At 71.7% G+C, this 25,568-nt stretch carries 26 protein-coding genes and 1 pseudogene; 13 read left to right on the top strand and 14 right to left on the bottom strand.

Annotated elements, in window-relative coordinates; translation table 11 throughout:
* Window positions 1–26: 26 nt before the first annotated feature.
* From ACFY8U_RS12880 to ACFY8U_RS12870, 3 genes are all read right to left on the bottom strand, one after another.
* Complete coding sequence (locus ACFY8U_RS12880; RefSeq protein WP_389569200.1) at window positions 27–632, bottom strand: GAP family protein; 606 nt, start codon at window positions 630–632, stop codon at window positions 27–29.
* A 150-nt stretch (window positions 633–782) separates the two neighbouring features.
* Window positions 783–2,261, bottom strand: a complete 1,479-nt coding sequence (gene mptB, locus ACFY8U_RS12875; protein ID WP_389569198.1) for a polyprenol phosphomannose-dependent alpha 1,6 mannosyltransferase MptB — start codon at window positions 2,259–2,261, stop codon at window positions 783–785.
* Window positions 2,262–2,272: 11 nt separating this feature from the next.
* The gene (locus ACFY8U_RS12870) at window positions 2,273–2,740 is read right to left on the bottom strand and encodes a hypothetical protein (RefSeq protein WP_389569195.1); all 468 of its coding nucleotides are present in this window, start codon (window positions 2,738–2,740) and stop codon (window positions 2,273–2,275) included.
* Between the two features lie 205 nt (window positions 2,741–2,945).
* Here ACFY8U_RS12870 and ACFY8U_RS12865 point away from each other — a divergent pair, with 205 nt between their 5' ends.
* Window positions 2,946–4,157, top strand: coding sequence for a pyridoxal phosphate-dependent aminotransferase (locus ACFY8U_RS12865; protein ID WP_361596857.1), 1,212 nt, complete (start codon window positions 2,946–2,948; stop codon window positions 4,155–4,157).
* A 116-nt stretch (window positions 4,158–4,273) separates the two neighbouring features.
* Complete coding sequence (locus tag ACFY8U_RS12860) at window positions 4,274–4,663, top strand: hypothetical protein (RefSeq protein ID WP_389569192.1); 390 nt, start codon at window positions 4,274–4,276, stop codon at window positions 4,661–4,663.
* A gap of 301 nt (window positions 4,664–4,964) precedes the next feature.
* Here ACFY8U_RS12860 and ACFY8U_RS12855 read toward each other — a convergent pair whose 3' ends face one another.
* Complete coding sequence (locus tag ACFY8U_RS12855; RefSeq protein WP_389569189.1) at window positions 4,965–5,360, bottom strand: hypothetical protein; 396 nt, start codon at window positions 5,358–5,360, stop codon at window positions 4,965–4,967.
* A 146-nt stretch (window positions 5,361–5,506) separates the two neighbouring features.
* Here ACFY8U_RS12855 and ACFY8U_RS12850 point away from each other — a divergent pair, with 146 nt between their 5' ends.
* The 5 genes and pseudogenes from ACFY8U_RS12850 (at window position 5,507) to ACFY8U_RS12830 (ending at window position 10,889) form a co-directional block, all read left to right on the top strand.
* Entirely contained in the window at window positions 5,507–6,586 is a 1,080-nt protein-coding gene (locus ACFY8U_RS12850; protein ID WP_389569724.1) for a hypothetical protein, read from the top strand.
* On the top strand, window positions 6,583–7,764 hold the full coding sequence (locus ACFY8U_RS12845; RefSeq protein WP_389569186.1) for a toxic anion resistance protein: 1,182 nt from the start codon (window positions 6,583–6,585) through the stop codon (window positions 7,762–7,764). Before ACFY8U_RS12850 ends, ACFY8U_RS12845 begins: the two co-directional genes overlap by 4 nt.
* Window positions 7,761–9,334, top strand: a pseudogene (locus tag ACFY8U_RS12840) (substrate-binding domain-containing protein). The gene ACFY8U_RS12845 and the pseudogene ACFY8U_RS12840 overlap by 4 nt, the downstream one beginning before the upstream one ends.
* Window positions 9,321–9,914, top strand: coding sequence for a hypothetical protein (locus ACFY8U_RS12835; RefSeq protein WP_389569184.1), 594 nt, complete (start codon window positions 9,321–9,323; stop codon window positions 9,912–9,914). Before ACFY8U_RS12840 ends, ACFY8U_RS12835 begins: the two are co-directional and overlap by 14 nt.
* Before the next feature lie 198 nt (window positions 9,915–10,112).
* Window positions 10,113–10,889, top strand: coding sequence for a poly-gamma-glutamate hydrolase family protein (locus tag ACFY8U_RS12830; protein ID WP_389569181.1), 777 nt, complete (start codon window positions 10,113–10,115; stop codon window positions 10,887–10,889).
* 169 nt (window positions 10,890–11,058) lie between these two features.
* Here ACFY8U_RS12830 and ACFY8U_RS12825 read toward each other — a convergent pair whose 3' ends face one another.
* On the bottom strand, window positions 11,059–12,885 hold the full coding sequence (locus tag ACFY8U_RS12825) for a phosphoenolpyruvate carboxykinase (GTP) (RefSeq protein ID WP_389569178.1): 1,827 nt from the start codon (window positions 12,883–12,885) through the stop codon (window positions 11,059–11,061).
* Between the two features lie 195 nt (window positions 12,886–13,080).
* Between ACFY8U_RS12825 and ACFY8U_RS12820 the strand changes: the two genes are divergently transcribed.
* A complete protein-coding gene (locus tag ACFY8U_RS12820; protein WP_389569175.1) occupies window positions 13,081–13,752 on the top strand; it encodes a hemolysin III family protein in 672 nt (223 codons plus the stop codon).
* Between the two features lie 21 nt (window positions 13,753–13,773).
* On the opposite strand, the gene ACFY8U_RS12815 is transcribed toward ACFY8U_RS12820, so the two are convergent.
* The 3 genes from ACFY8U_RS12815 to ACFY8U_RS12805 are packed head-to-tail and all read right to left on the bottom strand — an operon-like array spanning window position 13,774 to window position 15,954.
* Window positions 13,774–14,775, bottom strand: a complete 1,002-nt coding sequence (locus ACFY8U_RS12815) for a glycoside hydrolase family 26 protein (protein WP_389569173.1) — start codon at window positions 14,773–14,775, stop codon at window positions 13,774–13,776.
* A gap of 1 nt (window position 14,776) precedes the next feature.
* Window positions 14,777–15,421 (bottom strand): vitamin K epoxide reductase family protein, encoded by a 645-nt coding sequence (locus tag ACFY8U_RS12810; RefSeq protein WP_361767863.1) that lies wholly within the window; start codon window positions 15,419–15,421, stop codon window positions 14,777–14,779.
* Between the two features lie 29 nt (window positions 15,422–15,450).
* Window positions 15,451–15,954, bottom strand: coding sequence for a DUF5949 family protein (locus ACFY8U_RS12805; protein WP_361596828.1), 504 nt, complete (start codon window positions 15,952–15,954; stop codon window positions 15,451–15,453).
* A 150-nt stretch (window positions 15,955–16,104) separates the two neighbouring features.
* Between ACFY8U_RS12805 and ACFY8U_RS12800 the strand changes: the two genes are divergently transcribed.
* Entirely contained in the window at window positions 16,105–16,524 is a 420-nt protein-coding gene (locus ACFY8U_RS12800) for a tyrosinase family oxidase copper chaperone (RefSeq protein WP_389569170.1), read from the top strand.
* Window positions 16,508–17,374, top strand: coding sequence for a tyrosinase family protein (locus ACFY8U_RS12795; RefSeq protein ID WP_389569168.1), 867 nt, complete (start codon window positions 16,508–16,510; stop codon window positions 17,372–17,374). Before ACFY8U_RS12800 ends, ACFY8U_RS12795 begins: the two co-directional genes overlap by 17 nt.
* Window positions 17,375–17,430: 56 nt before the next feature.
* Here the strand turns inward: ACFY8U_RS12795 and ACFY8U_RS12790 are convergent, their stop codons facing one another.
* The 6 genes from ACFY8U_RS12790 to ACFY8U_RS12765 all read right to left on the bottom strand — a co-directional run bounded on the left by ACFY8U_RS12790 (window position 17,431) and on the right by ACFY8U_RS12765 (window position 21,547).
* A complete protein-coding gene (locus ACFY8U_RS12790) occupies window positions 17,431–17,709 on the bottom strand; it encodes a chaplin (protein WP_361435976.1) in 279 nt (92 codons plus the stop codon).
* A 290-nt stretch (window positions 17,710–17,999) separates the two neighbouring features.
* Window positions 18,000–18,512 (bottom strand): hypothetical protein, encoded by a 513-nt coding sequence (locus tag ACFY8U_RS12785; RefSeq protein ID WP_361435974.1) that lies wholly within the window; start codon window positions 18,510–18,512, stop codon window positions 18,000–18,002.
* Window positions 18,513–18,801: 289 nt separating this feature from the next.
* Complete coding sequence (locus ACFY8U_RS12780; protein ID WP_389569164.1) at window positions 18,802–19,350, bottom strand: hypothetical protein; 549 nt, start codon at window positions 19,348–19,350, stop codon at window positions 18,802–18,804.
* A 623-nt stretch (window positions 19,351–19,973) separates the two neighbouring features.
* Window positions 19,974–20,234: a hypothetical protein gene (locus tag ACFY8U_RS12775; protein ID WP_361435970.1), complete on the bottom strand. Its 261-nt coding sequence runs from the start codon at window positions 20,232–20,234 to the stop codon at window positions 19,974–19,976.
* Window positions 20,235–20,481: 247 nt separating this feature from the next.
* Window positions 20,482–21,045: a hypothetical protein gene (locus ACFY8U_RS12770; RefSeq protein ID WP_389569161.1), complete on the bottom strand. Its 564-nt coding sequence runs from the start codon at window positions 21,043–21,045 to the stop codon at window positions 20,482–20,484.
* Window positions 21,046–21,307: 262 nt separating this feature from the next.
* Window positions 21,308–21,547: a chaplin gene (locus ACFY8U_RS12765; protein ID WP_389569158.1), complete on the bottom strand. Its 240-nt coding sequence runs from the start codon at window positions 21,545–21,547 to the stop codon at window positions 21,308–21,310.
* 382 nt (window positions 21,548–21,929) lie between these two features.
* On the opposite strand from ACFY8U_RS12765, the gene ACFY8U_RS12760 reads away from it, so the two are divergent.
* From ACFY8U_RS12760 to ACFY8U_RS12750, 3 genes are read left to right on the top strand one after another with little or no spacing between them, the layout of a single operon-like run.
* Window positions 21,930–22,994, top strand: coding sequence for a DUF3344 domain-containing protein (locus ACFY8U_RS12760; RefSeq protein ID WP_389569155.1), 1,065 nt, complete (start codon window positions 21,930–21,932; stop codon window positions 22,992–22,994).
* A complete protein-coding gene (locus ACFY8U_RS12755; protein ID WP_389569152.1) occupies window positions 22,903–24,132 on the top strand; it encodes a glycosyltransferase in 1,230 nt (409 codons plus the stop codon). The genes ACFY8U_RS12760 and ACFY8U_RS12755 overlap by 92 nt, the downstream gene beginning before the upstream one ends.
* Complete coding sequence (locus ACFY8U_RS12750) at window positions 24,129–25,568, top strand: sugar transferase (protein WP_389569150.1); 1,440 nt, start codon at window positions 24,129–24,131, stop codon at window positions 25,566–25,568. The genes ACFY8U_RS12755 and ACFY8U_RS12750 overlap by 4 nt, the downstream gene beginning before the upstream one ends.

The following is a 25,568-nucleotide window of genomic DNA, read 5'->3' as shown; positions in this document are numbered from 1 at the left end:
CAGGAGGAGCAGCACGATCACCATGATCACGGTGCTGTTGGCGACCATGAACCGCCGGACACCGTCCAAAAGGGCCTCCGCTCGCCGGTCGCCGGCGAACTCGACGGCGACGGCCCCGAGGACGGTGCAGGAACCGAGGAGCACGAAGACGGCGACGGCCACCACGAGATCGACATCGTGGGGCCCGCTTCGACGACCGCCGTGGCGGCCGACGCCGTCAGGACGACGTTCTTCGGGTTGGCGCCCGCCAGAAGCGCACCGAGCCTCAACGACCGCCATGGCGTCACGCCGTCCAGCCGGGCCATCCACCGCGGCTCCTCGACCACGTCACCCGGCCGTGGCCGCAGCCGCCACTTGCGCACCCCGACAACGATCAGCGCGGCTCCGGCGACCACCCGGCCCCAGTCCGCGACCGACGACGAGGTGCTGTCGGGGTCGTCGGCCGCGCCGAACAGCACCACGACGACAGTGGCCACGACCGCGAGTCCGGCGACCCAGCCGAGAGCGAACAGGGTGCCGTTGCGGCGTCCGTGCCGCCCGGTCAGGATCAGCACGACGGCGATCAGCGGGAAGGGGCTGCGCGCGACGGCGAGTGCGGCGGGCAGCAGAGCCCCGATCGCCTGAAGCAGCACGGTACGGCCTCCCTCCTGCACGTCGGCCGCTCCGAGGTGCCCTGCCGGGAACGCTATCGAGCAGCCACCGGTCGCGCGCCCGTCCCTTCGGCGTCCGAACGGGTCATGGCCTGGTGCCCCGCGCGCCGCCGGCGGCCTCCCGCACGCCCTCTACGACGGTCTGGCGGCCCGGTCGGCATGGGCCGTCCGGGGTGCCGGGACCGACGGCGCGATCCCTTCGGCGGGCCGTGCCCACGATTCCCGCCGCGCCCACACGAGTCCCAGGGCGAGCACCACGCCGGCCGCGACGAACCCGAACCACGGTGTGCGTCCCGACGGCGCCGTCTCGTACACGAGCGCCGCCGAGAGGACGGCGAGCAGCTGACCCGCCCGTGTGTGCCACGCCACCGCCGCGACGACGACCGTCCCCCACAGCAGGTACCAGGGCTGCACCATCGGCGAGAGCGCCACCAGGGCGACCAATGACAGCCCGAGCGCCGGCACCGGATCGATCCGACCCTTCCACGCACGCCGGGCGAGCACCAGAATGATCGCCGCGGCCGCGAGAAGTCCGAGCTTCTGGACCACGCCCTTCACCGGATCGGGGTCGTCCGCGAAGAGCAGCCCGAGGCCGAGACCCACGTCGCTGGTCAGCGACAGCGCGGTGTGGATCGCCCCGGCGACGCTCTGTGTGCGCAGCCAGCCGAACCCGGTCCCGACCGCCACCGTCGCGCCCACGGCGACCGCGCCCGCGACGAGGCCCGGCAGTACGAGCCCCTTCGCCACGCCCCGTACGCCACCGTCGCGCCGCGCGATCATCACGCCGACGAAGAGCAGCGCGACCGCCGCCGGCGACTTGATCATCATGGCGAGTCCGACGAGTACGCAGCCGAGCATCCACCGCCCCCGCTGCGCCAGCAGCACCCCGCCGAGCATGAGCCCGATCATCAGGCCGTCGTTGTGCATCCCGCCGACGACGTGGATGAGGAGCAGCGGGTTGAGCGCGGCGAGCCAGAGCGCCCCGCCGCCGCCTCCCATCCCCCGAACGGCCCAGACGACGAGCGCGAGCGCGCCGAGCGCGATCAGCCGCATGCCGAGCACGGCCGGCACGATCTCGCCGCCGGTCAGCATGACGACCGCCTGGGCGAGGACGAGGAAGACGGGTCCGTACGGCGCGGGGGTGTCCGTCCAGTTCCCGCCGACGCTCGCCGCCGCGTCCGCTCCGAGGTCGCCGGGGCCGAGGACCGACGGCCCCGCCCCGTACACGTCGTACCCCTCCAGGACCATGGCGCCCTGCGCGATGTAGCTGTAGACGTCGGCGCTGTACAGCGGCGGCGCGAGCACCAGCGGCGCGGTCCACCACAGGAGCGTGGAGAGGACCCGCTCCTTGGCGTCCCGTACGCCACGGGCCAGCAGCACCCCGTACCGCCACCAGGCCACGACGAGCAGCGTCAGGCCGAGGTACGCGAGGAGGGCGCCGGCCAGGGCCGGTGCGGACCCCCGGGCCGTCCACACCGCCCATGGCTCGCGCGCCGGGAGCGTCCCGGCCGCGTAGCCGCCCACGGTGACGGCGAGCGCGCCGAACGCCCCCAGCCACCGGCAGCCGGCGGCACTCCCCAGGCGGCTCCCGGCACGGCTCCACCACGCCACGGCGTCCGGCCTCACTTCGGCCGCTTCGACTGCCCGGGGGCCGAGCCCGACTTCCCGGGCCTGTCGCTCGTGGCACCGTCGGCCGAGCCGTCCGAGGACGCGTCGTCCGTCGCGGTGGGCAGCGTGGTCGCCGTCGCGGAGGCATGCGCCGCAGCGGACGCCGACGCGGATGCGGATACGGGTGCGGACCGAGGCGCGGAGGCCGAGGACGGCGCCGGCGTGCCGCTCGCACCCGGCCCGTCGTCGCCCGAGGGGTCGGCCTGGATCAGCGACGGCATCCCCGGCCGCCCGTCGTCACCCGCCGGAGCCCCGCCGGTCTGCCCCGACCGGAACGCTCCGGAGAGGACCGCGACCAGGAGCCCGAGACCGGCGACACCGGCACCTGCCAGCAGTCGCCGCCCGCCCCGGGCCCGCCGCTTCGTGGCATGACGGCGGCGGCTCCCGGGGGCGGCGGCGGCGCGGTCGTCCTGGTGGCTCATGGCCGCGCATTCTACGGAGCGCGCGCCGCGAGCCACCGCGCGAGGTCACCTTGCGGCGCCGCGCGACGTGACCGTGGGCCACCGCGCGAAGCCGCCTCGCGCCACCGCGGGAGGTCGCCCAGGCCCTGCCGCGACGACCCTCCGTTCTGCCCGACGTGTCCCAAAACACGAGGCGTCCCGCGCCACACCCCCGTAAGCTCTCGACATGCAGGTGATCCAGTCCACGAAGCTCGCCAACGTCTGTTACGAAATCCGGGGTCCGGTGCTCGAAGAGGCGATGCGGCTTGAGGCCGCGGGTCATCGCATCCTCAAGCTCAACACCGGAAACCCGGCCGCCTTCGGGTTCGAGTGCCCGCCGGCGATCCTCGAGGACGTGCTGCGCAACCTCGCCGACGCCCACGGTTACGGCGACGCGAAGGGCCTGCTGGCCGCCCGCCGCGCGGTGATGAGCCACTACGAGACCAAGGGCATCCCGCTCTCCGTCGAGGACATCTACCTCGGCAACGGTGTCTCCGAGCTGATCCAGATGTCGATGCAGGCGCTGCTCGACGACGGCGACGAGGTGCTCGTCCCCGCCCCGGACTATCCGCTGTGGACCGCCTCGGTCTCCCTGGCCGGCGGTACGGCCGTGCACTACCGCTGCGACGAGCAGGCGGACTGGATGCCGGACCTCGCCGACATCGAGCGGAAGATCACCGACCGCACCAAGGCGATCGTGATCATCAACCCGAACAACCCGACGGGCGCCGTCTACGACGACGAGATGCTCCGCTCCCTCACGGAGATCGCCCGCCGCCACAACCTGGTCGTGTGTTCGGACGAGATCTACGACAAGATCCTCTACGACGGCACCACGCACACCCCCACCGCCGCGATCGCCCCCGATCTCCTCGTCCTGACGTTCAACGGGATGAGCAAGAACTACCGGGTGGCCGGTTTCCGCTCCGGCTGGCTCGCGGTCTGCGGCCCCAAGGCCCACGCCACCTCGTACATCGAGGGCCTCACGATCCTCGCCAACATGCGGCTGTGCGCCAACATGCCGGCGCAGCACGCGGTGGCCGCCGCCCTGCAGGGCCGGCAGTCGATCGAGGACCTGGTCCTGCCGGGCGGGCGGCTCCTGGAGCAGCGGGACGTGGCGTACGACCTGCTGACGCAGATCCCGGGCGTGACCTGTGTGAAGCCGAAGGGCGCGCTGTACCTCTTCCCGCGGCTCGACCCGAGCGTCTACAAGGTCAAGGACGACCGTCAGATGGTCCTCGACCTGCTGCGGGCCGAGAAGATCATGGTGGTCCACGGGACCGGCTTCAACTGGCACGAGCCGGACCACTTCCGGATCGTGACCCTGCCGAACGCGAGCGACCTGGCGGACGCGGTGACCCGGATCGGCACCTTCCTGGACGGCTACAGCCAGCACTGACCCGGCGCACCTCGGCTGCGGCGGGTACCTGCCGGCAGCCCCACCCTCGGACCACACTCAACTTTAGATTGAATCTAAGCTAGGATGGATCCAGAGATACCTCAGGAGGCCGTCCCATGTACGAACCGATCCGCACGAAGTCGGTCCACCGGATGGCCGACGACCAGGATGCGTACCCGCACCGCTCCCGCGAGGAGGAGCTGGACATCCAGCTCGCCGGACACCTCGCCGCCCTCCTCGCCGTCACGGACGAGCTGGGCGACACGGAGGCCGGTGACCTCATCGCCCGGCAGGTCGCGCGGCTGCGCGGCGCGCCACCGGCCCGGCACGCGGGACTGAGCGGCTCGAACACCCCGTCGCTGCACCGGCGCGCCCACGCCCTCGCGGGCCGTGCCCTGGTCGTCGCCGCCTCCCGGGCCGACACGGCCGCCGCGATCCTCGCCGCCGAGCGCATGGACGCGCACACCGCGGCGCTGACCTCGCCCGAACTGGTCAGCGCCCCCTGACGGCCCCGGGCCGCGTGCCGGGGAGGCGCGCGGCCCGGGTGCCACACTCAGCAGCCGAGCTCCTGCATTCGAAGGCCCCTCGACCACGAGGGGCCTTTCCGTGCGTGAGGGGGCGTCCGTGCTCCACTCCGGCGCTGTCGCGAAGGCCATCGGGTGAAGTGGCCGCCGCACCCGTCATCACACCGCCGACCTGTGCGTTCCCGCCGTGCGGGCCTGTCGGACCGGCGCGGGCGACGGGGCGGCGCGGGCGACGGGGCGGCGCGGGCGACGCACCGGCGCGGGGGCGAGCCCGGTGGCCGGGCTAGGACGCCGTGAACACCGCGTCCGCCACGACGCACTCGACGGCGCCGTCGACCGGAGCCCCGCCGACCGACGCCGCCGTCGCCGTACCGCCCGGCGCCAGGTCGTCGACGAACGCCGCCCCGCTCGCCTCGACCGTCCCGTCCTCACCCAGGAACTCGACGGTCACCAGGTAGCTGCCCTTCGCCTCCGCCCGGCTCGTCACCAGCAGCTCCGCCACCGGCTTGCGGGTCCCCGGGTCCGTCCGGCAGAGCGAGACCGCCACGTCGTCGGCGGGGAACCGCATGTCACGGTGGTTCTCCCCGTACGCATGGATGAAGAGCCCCAGCATCCCCAGCGGGACCAGCACCACGGCCGCCCCCACGGTCACCAGCAGCACGATCGCCCAGCGCGGCATCCCGCCACCCCCTCCCCAGAGGCGATCACCGTACATGGGGGCCGCCGCATCCGGTTCTGTACCGGGATCACCACTTCACCCACCGTCCACCCAACTCCCCCTGGAATGAGGGCTTCCGCGAGCAACCTGCCCCCGTGAGACGCATCCTGGGAATCGTCCTCGCCGTCCTGCTCCTGGGCGGCGTGGCCGCCGTCCTCGTGGCGGGCGGCGACAAGGACAAGGGCACGGCAACGAAGACCGTGCGAGGAGTGATCGGGTCGGAGAAGGCGGAGTTCTTCGCCGACCCGAAGGTCGTGAAGGCCCTGGCCGACAAGGGCTTCACCGTACGGACGGAGACCTCAGGGTCCTGGGACATGGAGGAGCTGCCCCTCACGGGCTACGACTTCGCGTTCCCGTCCTCCAAGGCGCCCGCCGACGAGCTGCGTTCCCGGCAGAACGTGAAGGGCGCCGCGCTGCGGCCCTTCTACTCGCCGCTGGTCGTCGTCGCCCATCGCGCCGCCGCCGAGGTCCTCGCCGACAACGGCCTGGCCGAGCTCGGCTCCGGGGGCCAGACGGGCACCCTGCTCATGGACCCCTACCTGAAGGCCGCGAAGGCGGACAGGACCTGGCAGCAGCTCAAGGGCGCGAGCGGCCACCCGGAGCTGAGCGGCACGGTCTTCATCACCTCGACCGACCCCGTCGCCTCCAACTCCGGCGCCCTCTACCTCGCCGCGGCGAGCTATGTCGCCGACGGCGGCAAGGTCGCCGGCGACGAGGCGGCCGTGGACCGCACGGCGCCGCTGCTGCGGAAGCTGATCGGGGTCCAGGGCGCCCAGCAGTCGAGCTCCGACGCACCCTTCCGGGACTTCGTCAGCGGCGTCGGCAATCCGCTGGTGCTCGTGTACGAGTCCCAGGTGGCCTCCCCGCTCCTGGCGAAGCAGCAGATGGGCGATCTCGTGGTGCTCTACCCGGACACCACGGTGATCAGCGACCACACGCTGGTACCACTCACCGACAACGGCCGGACCCTCGGCGAACTCCTCACCTCCGACCCGGAGTTGCGCAAGCTCGCGGTGCGTCACGGCTTCCGCCCGCAGGGCGCGGCCGCCGAGTTCACGGCCGCGACCGCGGACCTCAGGGACCGCCTCAACCAGACACTGACCGGGGTCCGCCAGGCGCCCGTGCCCACCAGCGAGGTGCTGCACGAGATGGCACAGCGGGCCCGCAACCAGGGGGACTCCGCATGACCACGCCCAACGACCCTGCCACCGCGCAACTGATCCTCACCCCGCCGGAGCCGGTGCCCCCGGTCCGTACCGAGCAGGCCTCCGGCCTGGTCCCGCTGGACGAGTCCGTCGTCACGGAGATGAGCCGGCGCGCGGTCGAGTACGTCGGCTCGCTCGCCGGGCTCGACACCCGCTCGCCCGAGTTCGCGGGCCGTATCGGGGAGATCGCGGCGCTCGGGGCGGGCGAGATGCGCAGCGCCGCCGCCCAGTCGAACCGCATGCTCGACCGGACGGTCCGTTCGCTCGGCGAGGGCGGCGGGGACGCCCGGTCCCGGGTCGGTACCTCGCTCGTCGAGCTGCGCCGCACCGTCGAGGACCTCGACCCGCGTGACACCTCCGGGAAGGGGGCGCGCCGGTTCCTGTCCAAGCTGCCGGGCGGCAACAAGCTGCGCGACCACGTCGCCAGGTACGCCTCGTCCCAAGGGACGCTGACCAAGATCGTGGGCGCGCTGCGCGGTGGCCAGGACGAGTTGCGCCGCGACAACGCGGCTCTGCAGACGGAGCGGGCCCGGCTCTGGGAGACCATGGGCAAGCTCCAGGAGTACGCGGTGCTCACCGAGGCCCTCGACGGGGCCGTCGAGGAGCGCATCGCCCTGACCACGGACCCGGCCGCGGCGGACGCGCTCCGCTCGGACGTGCTCTTCCCGGTCCGCCAGAAGCACCAGGACCTGCTGACCCAGCTTGCCGTCTGCGCCCAGGGGTATCTGGCCATGGACGTGGTCCGGCGCAACAACGACGAGCTGATCAAGGGCGTCGAGCGGGCGGCGACGACCACGGTCTCGGCGCTGCGGATCGCGGTCATGCTCTCCTCCGCGCTGGAGAACCAGCGCAAGGTGGCCGAGCAGGTCGATGTGCTCCGCTCGACGACCGAGGACCTGATCCGCGGGAACGCGGAGATGCTGGCGACGCAGAGCGGTGAGATCCAGCGCATCGCGGCGGACCCGGCGGTGGGCGCGGAGACGCTGCGCGCGGCGTTCCAGCAGATCTACCGGACGCTCGACGCGATCGACACGTACAAGGTCCAGGCGACCGAGTCCATGGCGGCGACGGTCGAGTCCCTGACCGCCGAACTCCGGTCGGCAGGCTCGTATCTGGACCGTACCCGCCGCACGAGCGCCCTGGAAGGCGGCCTCGGATGAGATCCCTCCGCCGCCGTGCCACGGCCGCCCTCGCCCTTCTGGCCACCCTGACGATGGCCGCCTGCACCGCCGACGGCACGGCCCCCGGCGGTACGGGGGACGACGGCGCCGCCTCCCCCCGTACGCTGCGCGTCCTGGCCTCCTCCGAGCTCGCCGACATGGAGCCGGTCCTCGAAGAGGCCCGGAAGGCGACCGGGGTCACCGTCGAGCCGACCTACGTCGGCACGCTCGACGCCGTCGAGCAGATCGCGTCCGGGGACGCCGAGAAGGCGTACGACGCGGTCTGGCTCTCCTCCAACGACTATCTGCGGCTGCGCCCCGACACCGCGAAGAAGATCACCGGCGAGACGCCGGTCATGACCTCGCCGGTCGCGCTGGGCATCCGCCCGGCGGCCGTGACCCGCCTCGGCTGGGATCCGCGAAGGTCACCTGGTCGCAGATCCACCAGGCCGTCGCCGAGAAGAGGCTCGGGTACGGCATGACGGACCCGGCACGGTCCAACTCGGGCTTCTCCGCCCTGGTCTCCATCGCCTCCGGTCTCTCCGGCGCGCAGTCCGCGCTCACCGAGAAGGACGTCGCCGCGGCCACGCCGAAGCTCAAGGAGTTCTTCGGCGGCCAGAAGCTGACCTCGGGCTCCTCCGGGTGGCTGGCGACCGCCTGGTCCCGCCGCACCGACGTCGACGCGCTGATCAACTACGAGTCGGTGCTGCTCAATTCGCCCGAGAAGCTCACGGTCGTCCGCCCCGCCGACGGTGTGGTCACCGCCGACTACCCCTTCACCCTCCTCACCTCCGCGAGCGCCGACGCGAAGCAGGCGGCCGCGCGCCTGACCGCGCATCTGCGCACACCCACCGCCCAGCGCATGATCACCAACCGGACTCTGCGCCGTCCGGTGGTCCCCGGTGTGGAGCTCGCCGAGCCGCTCACCGCCGACCAGCGCCGCGAGCTGCCCTTCCCCGGCAGCCGCGCCGTCGCCGACGGCCTCCTCGACGCGTACGAGAACAAGCTCCGCCGCCCTTCGCGCACGGTCTACGTCCTCGACACCTCGGGCTCGATGGCGGGCGACCGGCTCCCCCGGCTGAGGTCGGCGCTCGCCGAGCTGACGGGCGACTTCCGGGACCGCGAGACGGTCACCCTGATGCCCTTCGGCTCCTCGGTGAAGCGGAACGAGGTCCGTACGTACACGGTGGACCCGGCCGCCCCGGACAAGGCCATCGAAGCCATGCGGGCGCAGGCGAGCGGGCTCACGGCCTCGGGCGGCACGGCGATCTACTCCAGCCTGAAGGAGGCGTACTCCCAGCTCGGCAGCGGCACCGGCGACGACACGTTCACATCGATCGTGCTGATGACGGACGGCGAGAACACCGACGGCGACCCGGCCGGCGCGTTCGACGCCTTCTTCAGGAGCCAGTCGCCCGCCCAGCAGCGTACGCCGGTCTTCCCGATCCTCTTCGGGGACTCCGACCGCGCCGAACTCGACCACATCGCGACCCTCACCGGCGGCCGGCTCTTCGACGCGAACAAGGGCTCGCTGGACGGAGCGTTCGAGGAGATCCGTGGCTACCAGTAATCCGGTCCTGCGGTTCCTGGAGTCCCGCAAGAACCTCACCGGCAGCGCCTGCGGCATCGTGGGGCTCGCCCTCTCCCTCACCGGTGCGGCCGGGTCGCTGTGGCCGCTGGTCGTCGTCGGCCTGTACGCCGCAGGCGCGCTGATCGCCCCGCCCGAACGGCCGCCCGCCCCGGCGTTCCCGGACGCGGCGGAGCAGCTCGACGCCCTGCGGACGGACTTCGCGACCCTGCGGGAGTACCTCACCGAGGTGGAGCTGCCGCCGGCGGCGGCCGACCGTCTCGCCGGGCTGGACGAGCTGGTCGAGGCGCTCCTCGCGCCGGGCTGGGTCAGCGACCCGGAGCACCTGCACGTCCTGGCGCGCGCGGTGCGCCAGGACATTCCGGAGGCGGTGGACACGTTCGTACGGACCCGCTGGTGGCACCGGGTCACGCCGGGTTCCGAGGCTCCCGAGACCCATCTGGAACGCCAGCTGGCCGCGCTCCACGAGGAGGCATCGGTGATCGCCGCCGCCCTTCAGGACGCGGAGGCGATCCGGCAGCAGACGCACACGCGCTATCTGGAGGAACGCGGAAAGTCCTGACCTGACACGTCTCCGTGGCATGACCGGGGAAAGATCCACATCAGCCCGTCACGATCGGTTATGTTCCGGCCATGACCATGGCTCATGCTTCCTCCCCCCGTTCCGCCTCCCGCCGCACGGTCCTCACGGCCCTGGCCGCGGCGGCGACGGCGGGCTCCCCGCTGCTCGCCCAACTGGCCACCGCCACCGGCGAACGCGGTGGAGACCGAGTACCCCTCGAACACCGCGCTCTACCGCGAGCTGGCCGGCCAGGAGGGCACCACCTTCAGCCGCCGTTTCCGGCGCCACGAGCAGTTCGACACCTCGACGACCACCGTCGCCCCGTTCCGGCGCACCGCGATCCTCGCGCTGCACGGCGGCGGCATCGAGGTCGGCACCAGCGAACTCTGCCTGGGCATCGCCGGCTACAGCCCGGCCGACGCCGCGGGCGCCCCGGTCCTGCCGACCACGCACGACTACTGGATGTTCGAGGGCCTGCTCTCCGCCGGCAACAGGGACCTGCACGTCACCTCGAAGAACTGCGACGACCATGTCGCCCTGGCGACGGCGGCGGGCCATCTCAACGTACTCAGCCTGCACGGCTGCACGTTCGACCAGCTGCAGCTGCCCACAGCCACGTACCCCCCGGCCGGCGACCGCCGGATGGCCGTCGTCGGCGGCCGCAACAAGGCCTTCCGTACGGCACTGGTGACGGAGCTGAACGCGGCCGGCTTCCCGGCGATCGACTCCCTCGCGCCCGCCTGGGCCACGCTGCTCACGGAGTACAACGGAGACCACGCGGCGAACCCGTGCAACCGGACCATGCTCGGCATGGGCGCGCAGCTGGAGCTCACCACCGAACTGCGCAAGAGCCTCTTCGACGACCCGGACAGCCGGGGCGGCCGGGCGAGCAGCTGGAACGGCGACTTCGTGAAGTTCCGTGACGCGTGCCGCCGGGCGATCGCGACGGTCGAGGCCGGTCAGCCGCTGCTCTGAGGCGGACCCCGCGGACATGCACCGGCCCCCGGAGCCGTGAGGGGGCTCCGGGGGCCGGTGTGCGTCGCGGCGAGCCGTTCGTGACCCCACTGGTCAGGGCGGTGTTCGGGGCGACTCGCCACGAGTCTTCGGTGGTACCTCAGGGGTGGTACCTACTGGGGGTACGGGCTCAGCCCAGGCGCTCGACCAGCGCGCGGTACTCGTCCCACAGCTCCTTCGGCGTGTGGTCGCCGAAGGTGTTGAGGTGCTCGGGGACCAGGGCGGCCTCCTCGCGCCAGACGTCGCGGTCGACCTTGAGCAGGAACTCCAGGTCCTCCGCCGGCAGGTCCAGGCCCTCGGTGTCGAGCGCGTCGGCGGTCGGGAGGATGCCGATCGGGGTCTCGACGCCCTCGGCCTTGCCCTCCAGGCGCTCGACGATCCACTTCAGGACGCGGCTGTTCTCGCCGAAACCGGGCCAGACGAACTTGCCGGCCTCGTTCTTGCGGAACCAGTTGACGTAGTAGATCTTCGGGAGCTTGGACTGGTCCGCGTTCGCGCCGACCTTGATCCAGTGCGCCATGTAGTCGCCCATGTTGTAGCCGCAGAACGGCAGCATGGCGAACGGGTCGCGGCGCAGCTCGCCGACCTTGCCCTCGGCGGCGGCGGTCTTCTCGGAGGCGACGTTCGCGCCGAGGAAGACACCGTGCTGCCAGGTGAAGGACTCGGTGACCAGCGGCACGGCGGAGGCGCGGCGGCCACCGAAGAGGATCGCCGAGATCGGCACGCCCTTCGGGTCCTCCCACTCCGGGGCGATGGTCGGGCACTGGCCGGCCGGGACGGTGAAGCGGGCGTTCGGGTGGGCGGCCGGGGTCTCGGACTCCGGCGTCCAGTCGTTGCCCTTCCAGTCGGTGAGGTGCTTGGGCAGCTCCTCGGTCATGCCCTCCCACCAGACGTCGCCGTCGTCGGTGAGCGCGACGTTGGTGAAGACCGAGTTGCCCCAGAGGGTCTTCATGGCGTTGGCGTTGGTGTGCTCACCGGTGCCGGGGGCCACGCCGAAGAAGCCGGCCTCGGGGTTGATCGCGTAGAGGCGGCCGTCCTCGCCGAAACGCATCCAGGCGATGTCGTCGCCGATGGTCTCGACCGTCCAGCCGGAGATCGTGGGCTCCAGCATGGCGAGGTTGGTCTTGCCACAGGCGGACGGGAAGGCGGCGGCGACGTACTTCGCCTCGCCCTGCGGCGGGGTGAGCTTCAGGACCAGCATGTGCTCGGCGAGCCAGCCCTCGTCACGCGCCATGACGGAGGCGATGCGCAGCGCGTAGCACTTCTTGCCGAGCAGGGCGTTGCCGCCGTAGCCGGAGCCGTACGACCAGATTTCGCGGGTCTCGGGGAAGTGCGAGATGTACTTGGTGGAGTTGCAGGGCCACGGCACGTCCTCCTGGCCCTCGGCCAGGGGAGCGCCCAGGGTGTGGACGGCCTTCACGAAGAAGCCGTCGGTGCCGAGCTCGTCGAGGACGGCCTGTCCCATGCGGGTCATGGTGCGCATCGAGGCGGCGACGTACGCGGAATCGGTGATCTCGACGCCGATGGCGGAGAGCGGGGAGCCGACCGGGCCCATGCAGAAGGGCACGACGTACATGGTGCGGCCCTTCATCGCACCGCGGAAGATGCCCTGCTCACCGGCGAAGATCTCCTTCATCTCCGCGGGGGCCTTCCAGTGGTTGGTCGGGCCCGCGTCCTCCTCCTTCTCGGAGCAGATGAAGGTCCGGTCCTCGACGCGCGCGACGTCGGACGGGTCGGAGGCGGCGTAGTAGGAGTTCGGGCGCAGCGTCGGGTCGAGCTTCTTGAACGTGCCCTTGGCGACGAGCTCCTCGCACAGGCGCTCGTACTCGGCCTCGGATCCGTCGCACCAGACGATGCTGTCCGGCTGCGTGATCCCGGCGATCTCGTTCACCCAGGCGACCAGTTCCTGGTGCTGGGTGGGGACGGCGGTGGTGGGAGCCGCGTTCTCGCGCGCCACGATTGCTCCTTGATGAGGGGTTTTTAGATGTCTGCCCCGTGGGGGCTGCGACCCGGATGCGTCGTAGCTGCTCATCCGGTGCCGACCACACTCATTTGATCATCCGACGCAAGTGCCCATATGTCCAGAGGGCCGCCCACGTGAGCATCGCCACTCCCGTTGGGGACCTACGGGTGCGTAGGTAGCATTCGTCTCATGACTTCAGCCATGCCCTCGGTGAACGAGATCGAGCAGTTCGTGAAGCCACGGCTCAGAGGCTGGCTGCACGCCGGGATGTTCCCCGCCGTGATCGTCGCGGGGGTGATCCTGGTCGCCCTCGCCGACTCGCCACGGGCCCGGATCGCGTGTGGCGTGTACGTCCTCACCGCCTGCCTGCTCTTCGGCATCAGCGCGCTCTACCACCGCGGCACCTGGGGACCGCGCGGCGAGGCGATCCTGCGGCGCCTGGATCACGCCAACATCTTCCTGATCATCGCGGGCACCTACACCCCCCTGACCCTGCTGCTCCTGCCCGACTCGACCGGGCGCCCGCTCATGTGGGCGGTCTGGATCGCCGCGGCGGCGGGCATCGCCTTCCGGGTCTTCTGGGTCGGCGCCCCTCGCTGGCTGTACACGCCCTGTTACATCGCGATGGGCTGGGCGGCGGTCTTCTTCCTGCCCGACTTCATGCGAGCCGGTGGTATCGCCGTCCTCGTCCTGGTGATCGTCGGCGGCCTGCTCTACAGCGCGGGCGGGGTCATCTACGGCCTGAAGCGCCCGAACCCGTCCCCCCGCTGGTTCGGCTTCCACGAGGTCTTCCACTCCCTGACGCTCGCGGCCTTCATCGTCCACTACGTGGGCATCTCGCTGGTCGCCTACGACGCCTGAGCCGACGGGCCGCAAGCACCCTCAGGGTGCTCCCGGCGCGCCGAGCGCACCCCTGACGACCTGGCCCGATTCCGGATTGTCCGCGCACCCGTACACCCCGTGCGGGCAGTAGTCCGTGAACGTCTGGTAGACCGGCCGGTGCCGCGCGAACCAGTCGAGCATCCCCCGTACGTAGCCCGGATTGTCTCCGTTGCGGAAGAGCCCCCACTCCGGGTACGAGACGGGCTTGCCGTGCGCCGCCGCGAACCGCACATGGTGCGCGAGCCCGAACTCCTCGGTCACCTGCTCCTCGAACCCGATCCCCTCGGGCTGGTCGTACGCGTCGAGCCCGATGATGTCGACGTACGCGTCACCCGGGTAGCACCGCGGCCACTCGACGGCGTCCCGCCCCCGGCTCGCGGTGAAGTCGAAGCGGAACCGCTGCCCCGGCACATCCCGCAGCACGCCCACGACCCGCCTCCAGTACGCCTTCCAGGCCTCCGGGTCGGGCCCGCAGCGATGGCTGTAGGTGGTGCCGTTCATCTCCCAGCCCAGGACGAGGACGGCGTCGGAGAGCCGGTGCGCGACGAGCCGCTCCCCCAGGGTGCGGAAGTGCCCGTCGTACGCGCCCGCCGCCCCGCTCCTGAGACCCGCCCTGACCTCCTCGTCCGGCAGCCCTTCCTCGCTGCGGTCGAGCAGCGGCACGTTCAGGACGAAGAGCCGCCCGGGCCGTTCCTCCTTCCACCGCGCCCAGGGCTCGAAGAGCGCGGGATGCCCCTCGATGTTCGACCAGCGGTCGCCCGGCAGATAGGTGTGCCCGACGGTCAGCGACGTCCCGCCGAGCCAGCGCTGCACCTCGGCGATGCGCCGCACCCCGGCCGCGTCGGAGCCGGTGAAGAACCCGGACGGCACGTCCGGCCGCTCCGGCACGGGAGCGGGCGCGCGGCCCCCGGGCGCGAGCCGGTCGGTGGGCAGGAGGACGAGCGCGAGAACGGCCGCGAGCAGCACCGTCAGTGCGGCCCGCGGCCAGGAGGGAAGGGTCACGTCAGCTGGTCCAGAAGTCCCACCACCGGGTCAGGATCAGCATCCCGATGATCCCGATGTGCAGCACCGGCAGCGCGAAGGTGAAGTCCTCGAAGAACCCCTTCACCGCGGCGGGCGCCGGCAGCACGCCCGTACGGACGTTGTGCGACGTCACGTACCAGAACATGACGAGCGTGGCGGTCCAGGCCAGGCAGCACCACAGACAGAGCGCGTTGATCTCGTACAGCGACTGCTGCATCAGCCAGGTGCAGAACCCGACGCCGAAGAGCATCCCGGCGTTGAGCCCGAGCCAGAACCAGCCGCGGTAGCGGGCCCCGGCGAGCAGCCCGGCCCCGATCGCGACGACCATCCCGTACGTCACGAGACCGAGCATCGGGTTCGGGAACCCGAACACCGCCGCCTGCTCGCTCTTCATGATGTTGCCGCAGGACACGACCGGGTTGAGGCTGCAGCCCGGCTGGAAGTCCGGGTCCTCCAGGAGCTTGAACTTGTCGATCGTGATGACCCAGCCGGCCAGCACCCCGGCCGCCCCGGTGATCACGAGCAGCAGGCCGAGGGCCCGGCTCGCGCCGACCGCCCCGGCGCTCTCCGGGGAATCCTCCTGCCGCTGGCCGGGAACCCCGCCGCGTACGTTCACCGTCGCCATGCCGCCACCCCCTCTCCGCCGCTCTCCGCTCAGCCCTGCAGACGCCGCACCGGCAGCAGGACGTGCGCCGCGGCGCCGACGACCTGGTCGTCGGTGACGAAGCTCTTCAGCCGCTCCTCGGTGACCGCCTCGCCGGGCACGGCGTCGGGCCAGGGGCGCACCGAGCAGATCAGATAGACGTGCCCGTTCTCCTTGGCGGCCGTCTCCCACTCCACGGGCACCGGGCACTGCGCCTTCATGAACGGCAGCGTGAGCACGGCCCGCTGGGCCTCGACGAGCAGATGGGCACCGGTCGAGCGCTCCAGCGAGGCGTCGACGACCCGGTCCCCGAGCGGCAGCCCCATGCCTTCGAGGGCGGCCCGCATGGCTTCCTCACCGGCCTCGGGGCCGTCACGGCCGTCCCCGAGGGAATACACCATCAGAAAAGGAGTGACGGGGGTGTCGTCGGTGGGACCGATGGTCCACGGAACGACGGTGAGCGTTCCCAGCGGATTGTCGCTGCGCGCCGCGGAAACGGCGGAGGGAGAAGTCATGGACCCGGATGCTAGTCGTCGAACAGCCGCCTTCCCGCGCTGAATTCACTCGATCGGCCGACATTCCACCCGCTGGCATTTCCCTCGCAACGAAGTCGGGTTTCCATCGTTGTGCCCTGAGGGCATTCTCCGACCACTTGGAGATCACTCATGATCGTCCCGCGCCGCGTCGCACTGCGGTCCCTCTTCACCCTGGCCGTCGCCGCCTTCACCGGCGGCGCCCTGGCCCGCATCGCCGCCACACCACGCGAGGGCCGGCCCCCCGCCTCGGGCGACACGGCCGAGCAGCCGTTCGGGGCGCCCTTCGACGAGATGTACCGCGGGCGCCACATCCGGAGCCTATCCGGCCCTTCGGGCGAGCCCCTGGTCCTCGTCGACGGCCGGCCGCTCCATCTGATGCGCCGCGCCGACGGCGGCTTTCTCACCCCCATCGACCACTACGAGTCCCATGCGACACCACTGGCGGCCGCCCGGGCGGCGGTGGACGGACTGGGGTCCGAACCGCTGACCCGCTACGCCGCCGCCCACGGCGTCCACCAGGGAGGGAGCCCGCGTGGCGTACACACGTAAGAACCAGCGCGATCTGACGAGCGCCGAGCGGAAGAAGTTCGTCGCGGCCGTCCTGGAGCTCAAGCGCGCCGGCACGTACGACGACTTCGTCCGTACGCACATCGACTACTACGTCGCCGACGGGGACAACCGCCTGCGCGTGGCCCATATGACGCCCAGCTTCCTGCCCTGGCACCGCAAGTTCCTGCTGGAGTTCGAGCGGGCGCTGCGCCGGATCGACCCGACCGTCACCGTGCCGTACTGGGACTGGACCCGGGACAACACCCCCGCCGCCTCCCTCTGGAGCGAGGACTTCCTGGGTGGCAACGGGCGCCGCGAGGACCTCCAGGTGATGACGGGCCCCTTCGCCTACGGGGGCGGGCGGTGGACGGTCAAGCACGGCATGACCGAAGGCCGCTTCCTGACCAGGGACTTCGGCCGCCCCCGGGACCCGATCACGCTGCCCACGAAGGCGCAGCTGGACGAGGTGATGCGGGAGACCGTGTACGACGTCGCGCCCTGGAACTCCACGAGCGGGGCGGGGTTCCGCAACGCGCTGGAGGGCTGGGCCCCGGGCCGGGGCAACGAGCGCTTCCGCATCCACAACCGCGTCCACCGCTGGGTCGGCGGCCTGATGCTCGGCGGCGCCTCCGTCAACGACCCGGTCTTCTGGCTCCACCACTCCTTCGTGGACCTCCTCTGGTCCCGCTGGCAGCAGCGCAACCCGCGGGCCGGCTACCTCCCCACCCACCCGCCGCAGCTGGGCGAGTCCCAGTACCGCCGGATCGCGGCCCGCGACGAGAAGATGGGGCCCTGGCAGGTCACCCCGGCCGAGATGCTCGACCACAGCGCGATCTACCGGTACGCGTGACAGAAACGTCCCCCCGGCCACTGGGCCGGGGGGACGTCGTTGACGCGCGAGGGGGTTCAGCCGCCGTAGCCGCCGTCGCGGTGGTCACCGTGACCGTCGACGTTCGCGCACTGGTTGCCGAACGCCGGGTTGATCAGACCGATGACCGTGACGGTGTTGCCGCACAGGTTGACCGGCACGTGAACCGGGACCTGGACGGCGTTGCCCGAGCCGACGCCGGGCGAGTGGGCGGCGACACCGTGGGCGCCCGAGTCGGCGACGGCCATGCCGGCTCCGCTGAGGGCAACGGCACCCGTGCCGGCGAGAACAGCGGCAGCCTTCGCGATGCGAGACATCAAGAACTCCTTGGACGTGGAAAGGCGACCGCGAGAATGACGGCCGACATTCCCGTTCAACGCCGAAATGGCGCACGGGTCACGGCCTTTACGCCGGACGGGACTGAAAGTGAGGGAAGGCCCGCAGACCCGGTGGGTCCGCCCGCCGTCGGATACGACGGAACGGGCCCCGGATCTGCGGGCCACGGCCATGCGACCAGCCTTCCGTTGTAACGAGCAACGACCCCTCGGGTGGCGGGGAAGAATCGTGTCTTCACCCGCCGGGCCATTGGTCGTACGAAAGAACGCCGTCAGGCCGTCGGCTGCGCCAGACCCAGCTGGGAGTCCAGCGCTCCGCGCAGCATCGGAGCGACGACACCGACCTCCGGCACCGCGAGGTCCGGCAGCCCGAGCCGGTCGCCGCGCGGCGCGACGACCGGGTTGCCGACCGTGGCGCCGGGGGTGGACGCCGCCATCTCCGAGCGCGGGGTGGTGAAGAGGGCCTTGCCGGGCTCGCTGCCCTCGACGACCTCGGGCAGCGGGGCGGCGAGGACGGTCTGCGGGAGCGTGCTCGTGAACGGCACCCGGGGCAGGCTGACGTCCGGCAGCAGGCCGGCCTGTCCCTCCTGGAAGCCGGTGGGGCCTCCCGGCACGGGCAGGGGCACCCCGCTGGCGACCGTGGGGGCGTCCATCGGGATCACCGGCTCCAGTCCCTGGAGCGGAACGACGACCGGCGCGTCGGCGGCGACGGCGGGGGAGGCCATGGCCGCGGAGGCGAGAGCGGTCATGAGGATTCCCATGCCGGCGTGAGAGCGCAGATTCATGACTGCGTAGGCCCTTCAGAGCAAGTGTCGACGGTACTGAGGTACTGCGCCCTGAGAACGAGCACGACGGAGAGAACGTCGCGAAATTCCCCTGAGTGCAGCAACGTCGAAGACCCCCACCGGTGACAGTGGGGGTCTTGGTTGACGTGTCGTCAGTACGGGACGTCAGTGCCGGCGCTCACGCCGTCCGGCGCGCCCGGTGCCGACGATGTGCCCGGCGCGGAGGTAGACGATGGCACCGCCGATGATCAGAGCGGCGCTGACCGCCGCCGCACCCATCGTCACCGAGTCACTGCCGGTGTCGGGGAGGTGGGGCTTGTCGGGACCGTGCGACTCCCCCGGCCCACCGGGCCCACCGGGCCCACCGGGGTGGCTGGGCGACGTGGTCGGCGGCGTGGTCGGCGGCTTCGTGGGCGGAGTGGTCGGCGGCTTCGTCGGAGGCGTCGTCGGCGGCTTCGTGGGCGGAGTCGTCGGCGGCTTCGTCGGAGGCGTCGTCGGCGGCTTCGTGGGCGGAGTCGTCGGCGGCTTGGTCGGAGGCGTCGTCGGCGGCTTCGTCGGAGGCGTCGTCGGCGGCTTCGTGGGCGGAGTGGTCGGCGGCTTCGTCGGAGGCGTCGTCGGCGGCTTCGTAGGCGGAGTGGTCGGCGGCTTCGTCGGAGGCGTCGTCGGCGGCTTCGTAGGCGGAGTGGTCGGAGGCTTCGTCGGAGGCGTCGTCGGCGGCTTCGTAGGCGGCTTCGTAGGCGGAGTCGTCGGAGGCTTGGTCGGAGGCGTCGTCGGCGGCTCGGTGCCACCGTCGTCGTCCCCGTAACCGCCGGGCTCGTCCTCGGCCGGCTGCGCGCACAGGTCGCCGAGCTGCACGGAATGGCCGCACAGGTCCTCGGGGAGGGGGATCTCAAGGTGGTGGCCCGAGTCGGGTTCGGGCGAATCACCCGCACTGCTCAGGGAGCTCGCCGCCAGGGCGAGGCCTCCCGTCAGTGACAGGATGCCCGTCGTCGCCACCGCGGTGATCAGCTTCCGGCTGATGATGGATCGCATACCGATCTTCCTCTGGAGAAGGGAGAGACCGGCGGGGACCCCCCTCGCTCCGACCGGCCTGTCCACGCACTCAGTGCGTCAGTGACTGACGGACTGGTTACGGAACGTCAGGCTCAGGGACACCAGGCAACGGCGCCGCGGACAGCGGCGCGAGGTCGAGCGCAGCCGCCCTCGGTCTCTCCATGGGCCGACCTTCCGTGAGGGGTCGGCGAGAGCCTAGGGAGCGGCACACCGAGGAAGCCTTGACCACACGGCAGCCGATCTGAAAATCATTCGATCAGCCGATCACTGTGGGTAGCGGCATGCGCCTGGCGAGAGCGTCCGCCCGGGCCAGGCGGAGCGAGGGTTCCATCCAGGAGGGTCGGGACCGCGTACGCGATCCGCCGCGCCGGAGAACGGCGCGGGTCAAGCAGTCCTGCCGAGGGCTGGTCAGCCGACCGGGAGGCCACCGAGCAGCGGGGCGTTCTGGGTCGTCTTGTTCAGCTGGTTGGCGGTGTCCCCCACAGTCTTGACCACGGAGCCGTCGGTGGTGCTGCTCAGCGCGTCCGTCTTCAGACCCTCGCTGGCGAGGGTACCGAGACCACCGTTCAGGCTGGTGGGCATCATCGCCTCGGTGGCCATGGCGGGCGCGGCGGCACCCAGAGCCATCACAGAACCGGCGACGATCGCGGCGACCTTGGTGGGCTTCATGAATCGAGTCCTTCCTCTTTGGCGTCACTGTGCAAGCAAGTCGCTTGCTGTACAGGCCTCTTGGCTGATTCCTGTACGCCGTTCTGCCTTCTGTAACGAGAGGTGCGCTCGCCGGAAACTCCGAGAGGAGGGATTTCTCTTCACTGCACTCGAATGACTGGACCCGGTGCTATTTCCGGATCGGATACCCGGACGCCGTGCCGTCCGGGGGAAACCGGGCGGCACGGCGACGGGTGGTGAGGCGGGACTACCAGAGGACGGGCAGGGCCACCTCGGGCAGGGCCACCTCCGGCGGTGCGACCTCGGGCAGCTCGACCTCCGGCACCTCCAGCTCCGGCAGCTCGGCCGGCAGCGCCGGCAGCTCGACGGGGAGCGCCGGGAGCGTCGGCAGCGCCGGCAGCCCGCCGAGCACCCCGGAGAGGACCGAGTTGATCAGCGAGGTGAGGGTCGCGGTGACCTGCGGCACGAGGCCGCCGACACCGCCGGTGACCGCCGCGAGCAGACCGGAGACCGCCTGCTGGACGGTGGCGAGGGCGTCGGAGATGACATCGGCGGGCGCCGCTTTCGCGGACGTCGTTCCGACGTCGGCCGAGGCCTTGGGGCGCGATGCCGGCGTGATGCCCTTGGCGGCGTCGACCGCCGTCGCGACCTTCGCCTTGAGCGCCTCGATCTCGGAGTGAGGCGTCTCGGCTGTCACGGCGGAGACGCGGGACGGGTGGTGTTCGTCGGCGACGGCGGTTCCGGCCGCGCCGAGGGTGAGGGCGGCGGTTATCGCCAGGACGGTGAGGCGGCTGCAAGCGAGGGGACGCATATGTGTTCCTTTTCCTTATGCGTCGGACAACATCTCCGCCACCGTGCGCTGCACACATAGCGCTCCGCAACACGAAGACTACGGAGCGCCACCCCCTCCGTTCGGGTGAATCCGCTGCCCTGACCTGGTCCTCCGAGGGGCGTGCGCCGTTGCACCGGGCGGCGCACGAGGGTGCGTCCGAATGATGCAGAAGGCCGGCGCGCCGCCCCGGGAAATGGGGCGGCGCGCCGGCCTCGGAAGGACCACGATCCGGCGTGCGAGATCAGAAGTTGGCGCAGGTGTTGCCGAAGGCCGGGTTCAGGGCGCCGATGACGCTGACGGTGTTGCCGCACAGGTTGAGCGGGATGTGGATCGGGACCTGGACGACGTTGCCGGACAGGACGCCCGGGGACTTCACGGCCGCGCCCTCGGCCAGGGAGTCGGCAGCGGCGACACCGGTGGCACCCGCGACGGACGCGGCGACACCCACGGACAGGACTACAGCCTTCGCGATACGGGACATGGAGAAGCGCTCCTCGATTGTTGACAGACCACAGAGACGGCGCGGACGGATTCGCCCGACTCCTTCAACAACGCTGCCGCAATTCATCGGTTGCTCTCCCGAACGGGTGACGTTCAACCGATCTTTGGGCCATAAGAGGGCCATTCGAGCGAGTGGCCGAACAATGGCGCAACACGCACAACGAGGAAACTGCCGAACAGGTACGGGAGTTAGCGTTTGTGAGCATCTAATGCTTACTATCGCCCGACGTCGGGGTTATAACGTTCCCGAGCGTCGCTTACGGTCCAGCCGCGCGGACACCCTTTTCGCACGGTCGACATCTTCTTCTCCCCCGGTCTTCACGGGTGTTCCCTTGCTTCTCTCATCAAAGCGGAGAACCTGTATGCGGAATTCAGCGGTTCGTGCTGTGCGCCGCGGCCTGTTGTGCGCCCTGTCGTGTGCGGCCCTGTCCGCCGCGCTGCCGGCCGCCTCCGCCGCGCCCCAGCCCAAGGAAGCCCCCCGCGTTGCCTTCGCCCCGCGGTACCAGGCGGTGCAGCACGGGGGGATCGTCCGCGCCGCCAACACCTCGGCCACGGCCGCCAGGAACGCCACCGACACGGGCACGCGCAACGACGGCTTCCCCATCGGGTACGTCGACGTCGACAGCGACCCCAACACCTACAACTCCAGCAGCGCCGAGGTCCGTGTTCCCGAGGGCTCCCGGGTCAGCTACGCCCGTCTCTACTGGGGCGGGAACCTGAAGGTCGGCGAGCAGAAGCCGCACAAGGACAACGGCCGGGTCCTGGTCGCCGAGCCGGGAGGCCGGTACAAGGCGGTCCTCGCGGACTCCACGATCGGCCACCGGACGGCGGACGGCGCCGACGCCTTCCAGGCCTCCGCGGACGTGACCGACCTCGTCCGCTCGGCCGGGGACGGGATGTGGACGGTGGCCCAGGTCAATGTGGCGATGGGCCGTTCGGCAGTGGGCGGCTGGGGCGGCTGGACGCTGGTCGTCGCGTACGAGAACGCCGACGAGCCGCTGCGCCGGCTGGCGCTCTGGGACGGCTTCGAAACGGTCGGTCCGAACAGCGGTGAGCTGCGGGTCGCGATGGGTGAGACGGACGTTCCGCAGGGTGCTTCCGGACAACTGGGAGTCGTCGCCTATGACGGCGACCGGGGTACTTCCGGGGATTACCTCGCGGTGGAGACGAGCCGCTCGAAGAGCGTCGCGCTCTCGGATTCCGCCAATTCCGCGGACGACGTGATGAACTCCAGCATCACCGATTTCGGCGCCGGTCGGATCGAACGACTTCCCGCTCATCAGAACACCCTGGGGTACGACTCCGACGTCTTCGATCTGGGGGGTGCGCTGCGCCATGGAGCCGACCGTTTCCACGTCCGCATCGGCGCCCGGCAGGACACCGTCTGGCTCGGGGCGCTCTTCCTCCAGGCGGACGTCCGGCTCTGACGTGCTGTCCTTCTCCGTTCTTCACGCGGTCCAGCCCGGTGACGGCGGGGTCGCGCGGGTCGTCGTCGACCTCGTGCGCGCCCAGCTCGACGCCGGCCTGCGGGTCGCCGTCGCGTGTCCGCCGGGCACGCCGCTGGCCGCGGCCGTCCGGGCCGAGGGAGCGGACCTGTTCGAGTGGCGGGCCGGGCGCGACCCGGGTCCCCGCCTCGTCCGGGAGACCCGCGACCTCGGGCGGGTGATCCGTACGGCCCGTCCCGCCCTGGTCCACGCGCACAGCGCCAAGGCCGGGCTGTGTGCCCGACTGGCTGTGCGCGGGCGGATCCCGACGGTGTATCAGCCGCACGCCTGGTCCTTCGAGGCGGTCGACGGCGCGGTCGCCGCGGCGGCCCGGCGCTGGGAGGGGTGGGCGGCGCGCTGGACGCACCGGATCATCTGCGTCAGCGAGGCGGAACGCCGTACCGGCGAGGCCGCCGGCATCCGCGCGCCCTGGTCGGTCATCCACAACGGTGTGGACGTGGCGCGGTTCGGGGCGCCGGCGCTCGCCGAGACGGACCTCGTCGCGGACGGCTCGGCCGACGGGCCCACCGTCGTCTGTGTCGGGCGGCTCTGCCGGCAGAAGGGGCAGGACGTCCTGCTCGCAGCCTGGCCCGCCGTCCTGGAGCAGGTGCCCGCCGCCCGGCTCGTGCTGGTCGGCGACGGGCCCGACGGGGAGCGGCTGCGGGCCGCGGCTCCGCCGTCGGTGCGGTTCACCGGAAACGTCGACGACACCGCGCCCTGGTACCAAGCGGCCGATCTCGTCGTCCTGCCGTCCCGCTGGGAGGGCATGGCGCTCGCGCCCCTGGAGGCGATGGCGAGCGGACGCCCGGTGGTCGTCAGTGATGTGGACGGGGCGCGCGAGAGCCTGCCGCCCGGCCACGAGCCCCTGTGCCTGGTCCCGCCCGAGGACCCGGCCGCCCTCGCCGCCGCCGTCGGCCGCCTGCTCGGCGGGCCGGAGCTGCGGCGAACCCTGGGCCGCGAGGCCCACGAGCACGTACTCAGCAGATTCGATGTGCGGCGCACCGGCGCGGCCGTCGCGGGCGTGTACCGCGAGCTGGCCGGAGTGCGGTGCACCGAGCACAGAGAGCCGATTTCGCCGTGACTACGGAAAGCACCAGCGTTCCTCCTTCACCGGGCCCCTGGCCCTCGGCGGTCCAGGGCCCGGCCCCCGGACTCGCCTCCCTCGCACCGCAGCGCGGCAGGCCGGACCGGCTGGCGCTGCCGCCGCGCCGGCCCGCGCCGCCACGGCTCACCGCCGTACCGCTGATCGCGGCCGACGGTCTCGCCGTGCTGCTCGCGGCCGCGCTGCTGCCCGAGCCGCAGCGCGGGCTCCGGCTGTTCCTGCTGGTCGCCGCGTGCGTGCTCGTCCTCAACGCCCACGCGGGCCTGCACCGGCCGTCCGGCGGCCTCACCTCCGTACTGGACGAACTGCCCGCACTCGCCTGGCGCGCCGGGGTGGCCTGGTGCGTGACCGCGGCGGCCGTCGCCGCGTACGCCCCGGCCCTGGCCCTCGGTCCGGGCGCGCTCTGCTCCGCGTACGCGGCACAGCTCGCCGCCGTCTGCCTGGCCCGTGCCGTGGTGCACGCCTTCAGGCGGCGCAGGGCCCGGACGCATCCGCGCTCGGCGCTGGTCGTCGGCGGTCCCGCCGCCGCGCGCAGGTTCGCGGCGGCGCTCGCGCAGCATCCGGAGTACGGCATCAGGCCGGTCGGGATCGTCGGGTCGCGGCCGGACGGGGAGCCCGGGCTTCCGGTGCTCTCGTCGGCCGAGGAGATCCATCGGGCGGTCATCCAGAACACGGTCCGCGACGCGGTCTTCCTGACGGACGACAGCAGTCTGGTGACGCTCTTCCAGCACTACGGCTGCGCCACCTGGCGGGTGGGCGGCCGGGACCAGGACGGGCCGATGGGCGACCATCTCTGGGGGTACGCCTGCCGTCGTCTGGTCCCGCTGGCCGAGCGGCCGGGGCAGGGGGCGAAGCGCGCGCTGGACGTGGTCCTGGCCGGCCCGGCGCTCGCCCTCGCGCTGCCCGTCCTGCTGCTGTGCGCGCTGGCGGTACGGCTCTCCGACGGGCCCGGGGTGCTCTTCCGGCAGGAGCGGGTGGGGCAGAACGGGCGGCTGTTCACGCTGCTGAAGTTCCGCACGATCCGCCCGGCCGACGAGACCGAGTCGGCGACCCGGTGGAGCGTCGCCGACGACCGGCGGATGGGCGCGGTCGGCAGCTTCCTGCGGAAGTCCTCGCTCGACGAGCTGCCGCAGTTGTGGAACGTGCTGCGCGGGGACATGAGCCTCGTCGGGCCGCGGCCCGAACGGCCGTACTTCGTCACACAGTTCAGCCGGATCCACGCCGGTTACGCGGACCGCCACCGGATGCCGGTCGGGCTGACGGGCCTGGCGCAGGTGCACGGGCTGCGCGGCGACACGTCCATCGAGGACCGCTGCCGCTTCGACAACCACTACATCGACCACTGGTCGCTCTGGCAGGACGTCCGGATCCTGCTGCGCACCGCGGCCGGCCTGGTCCGACCGGCGGGGAGCTGA

It is taken from the genome of Streptomyces sp. NPDC012508 (genome assembly GCF_042902595.1).
Classification (GTDB): domain Bacteria; phylum Actinomycetota; class Actinomycetes; order Streptomycetales; family Streptomycetaceae; genus Streptomyces.
This window is presented reverse-complemented; position numbering and strand designations above follow the sequence as displayed.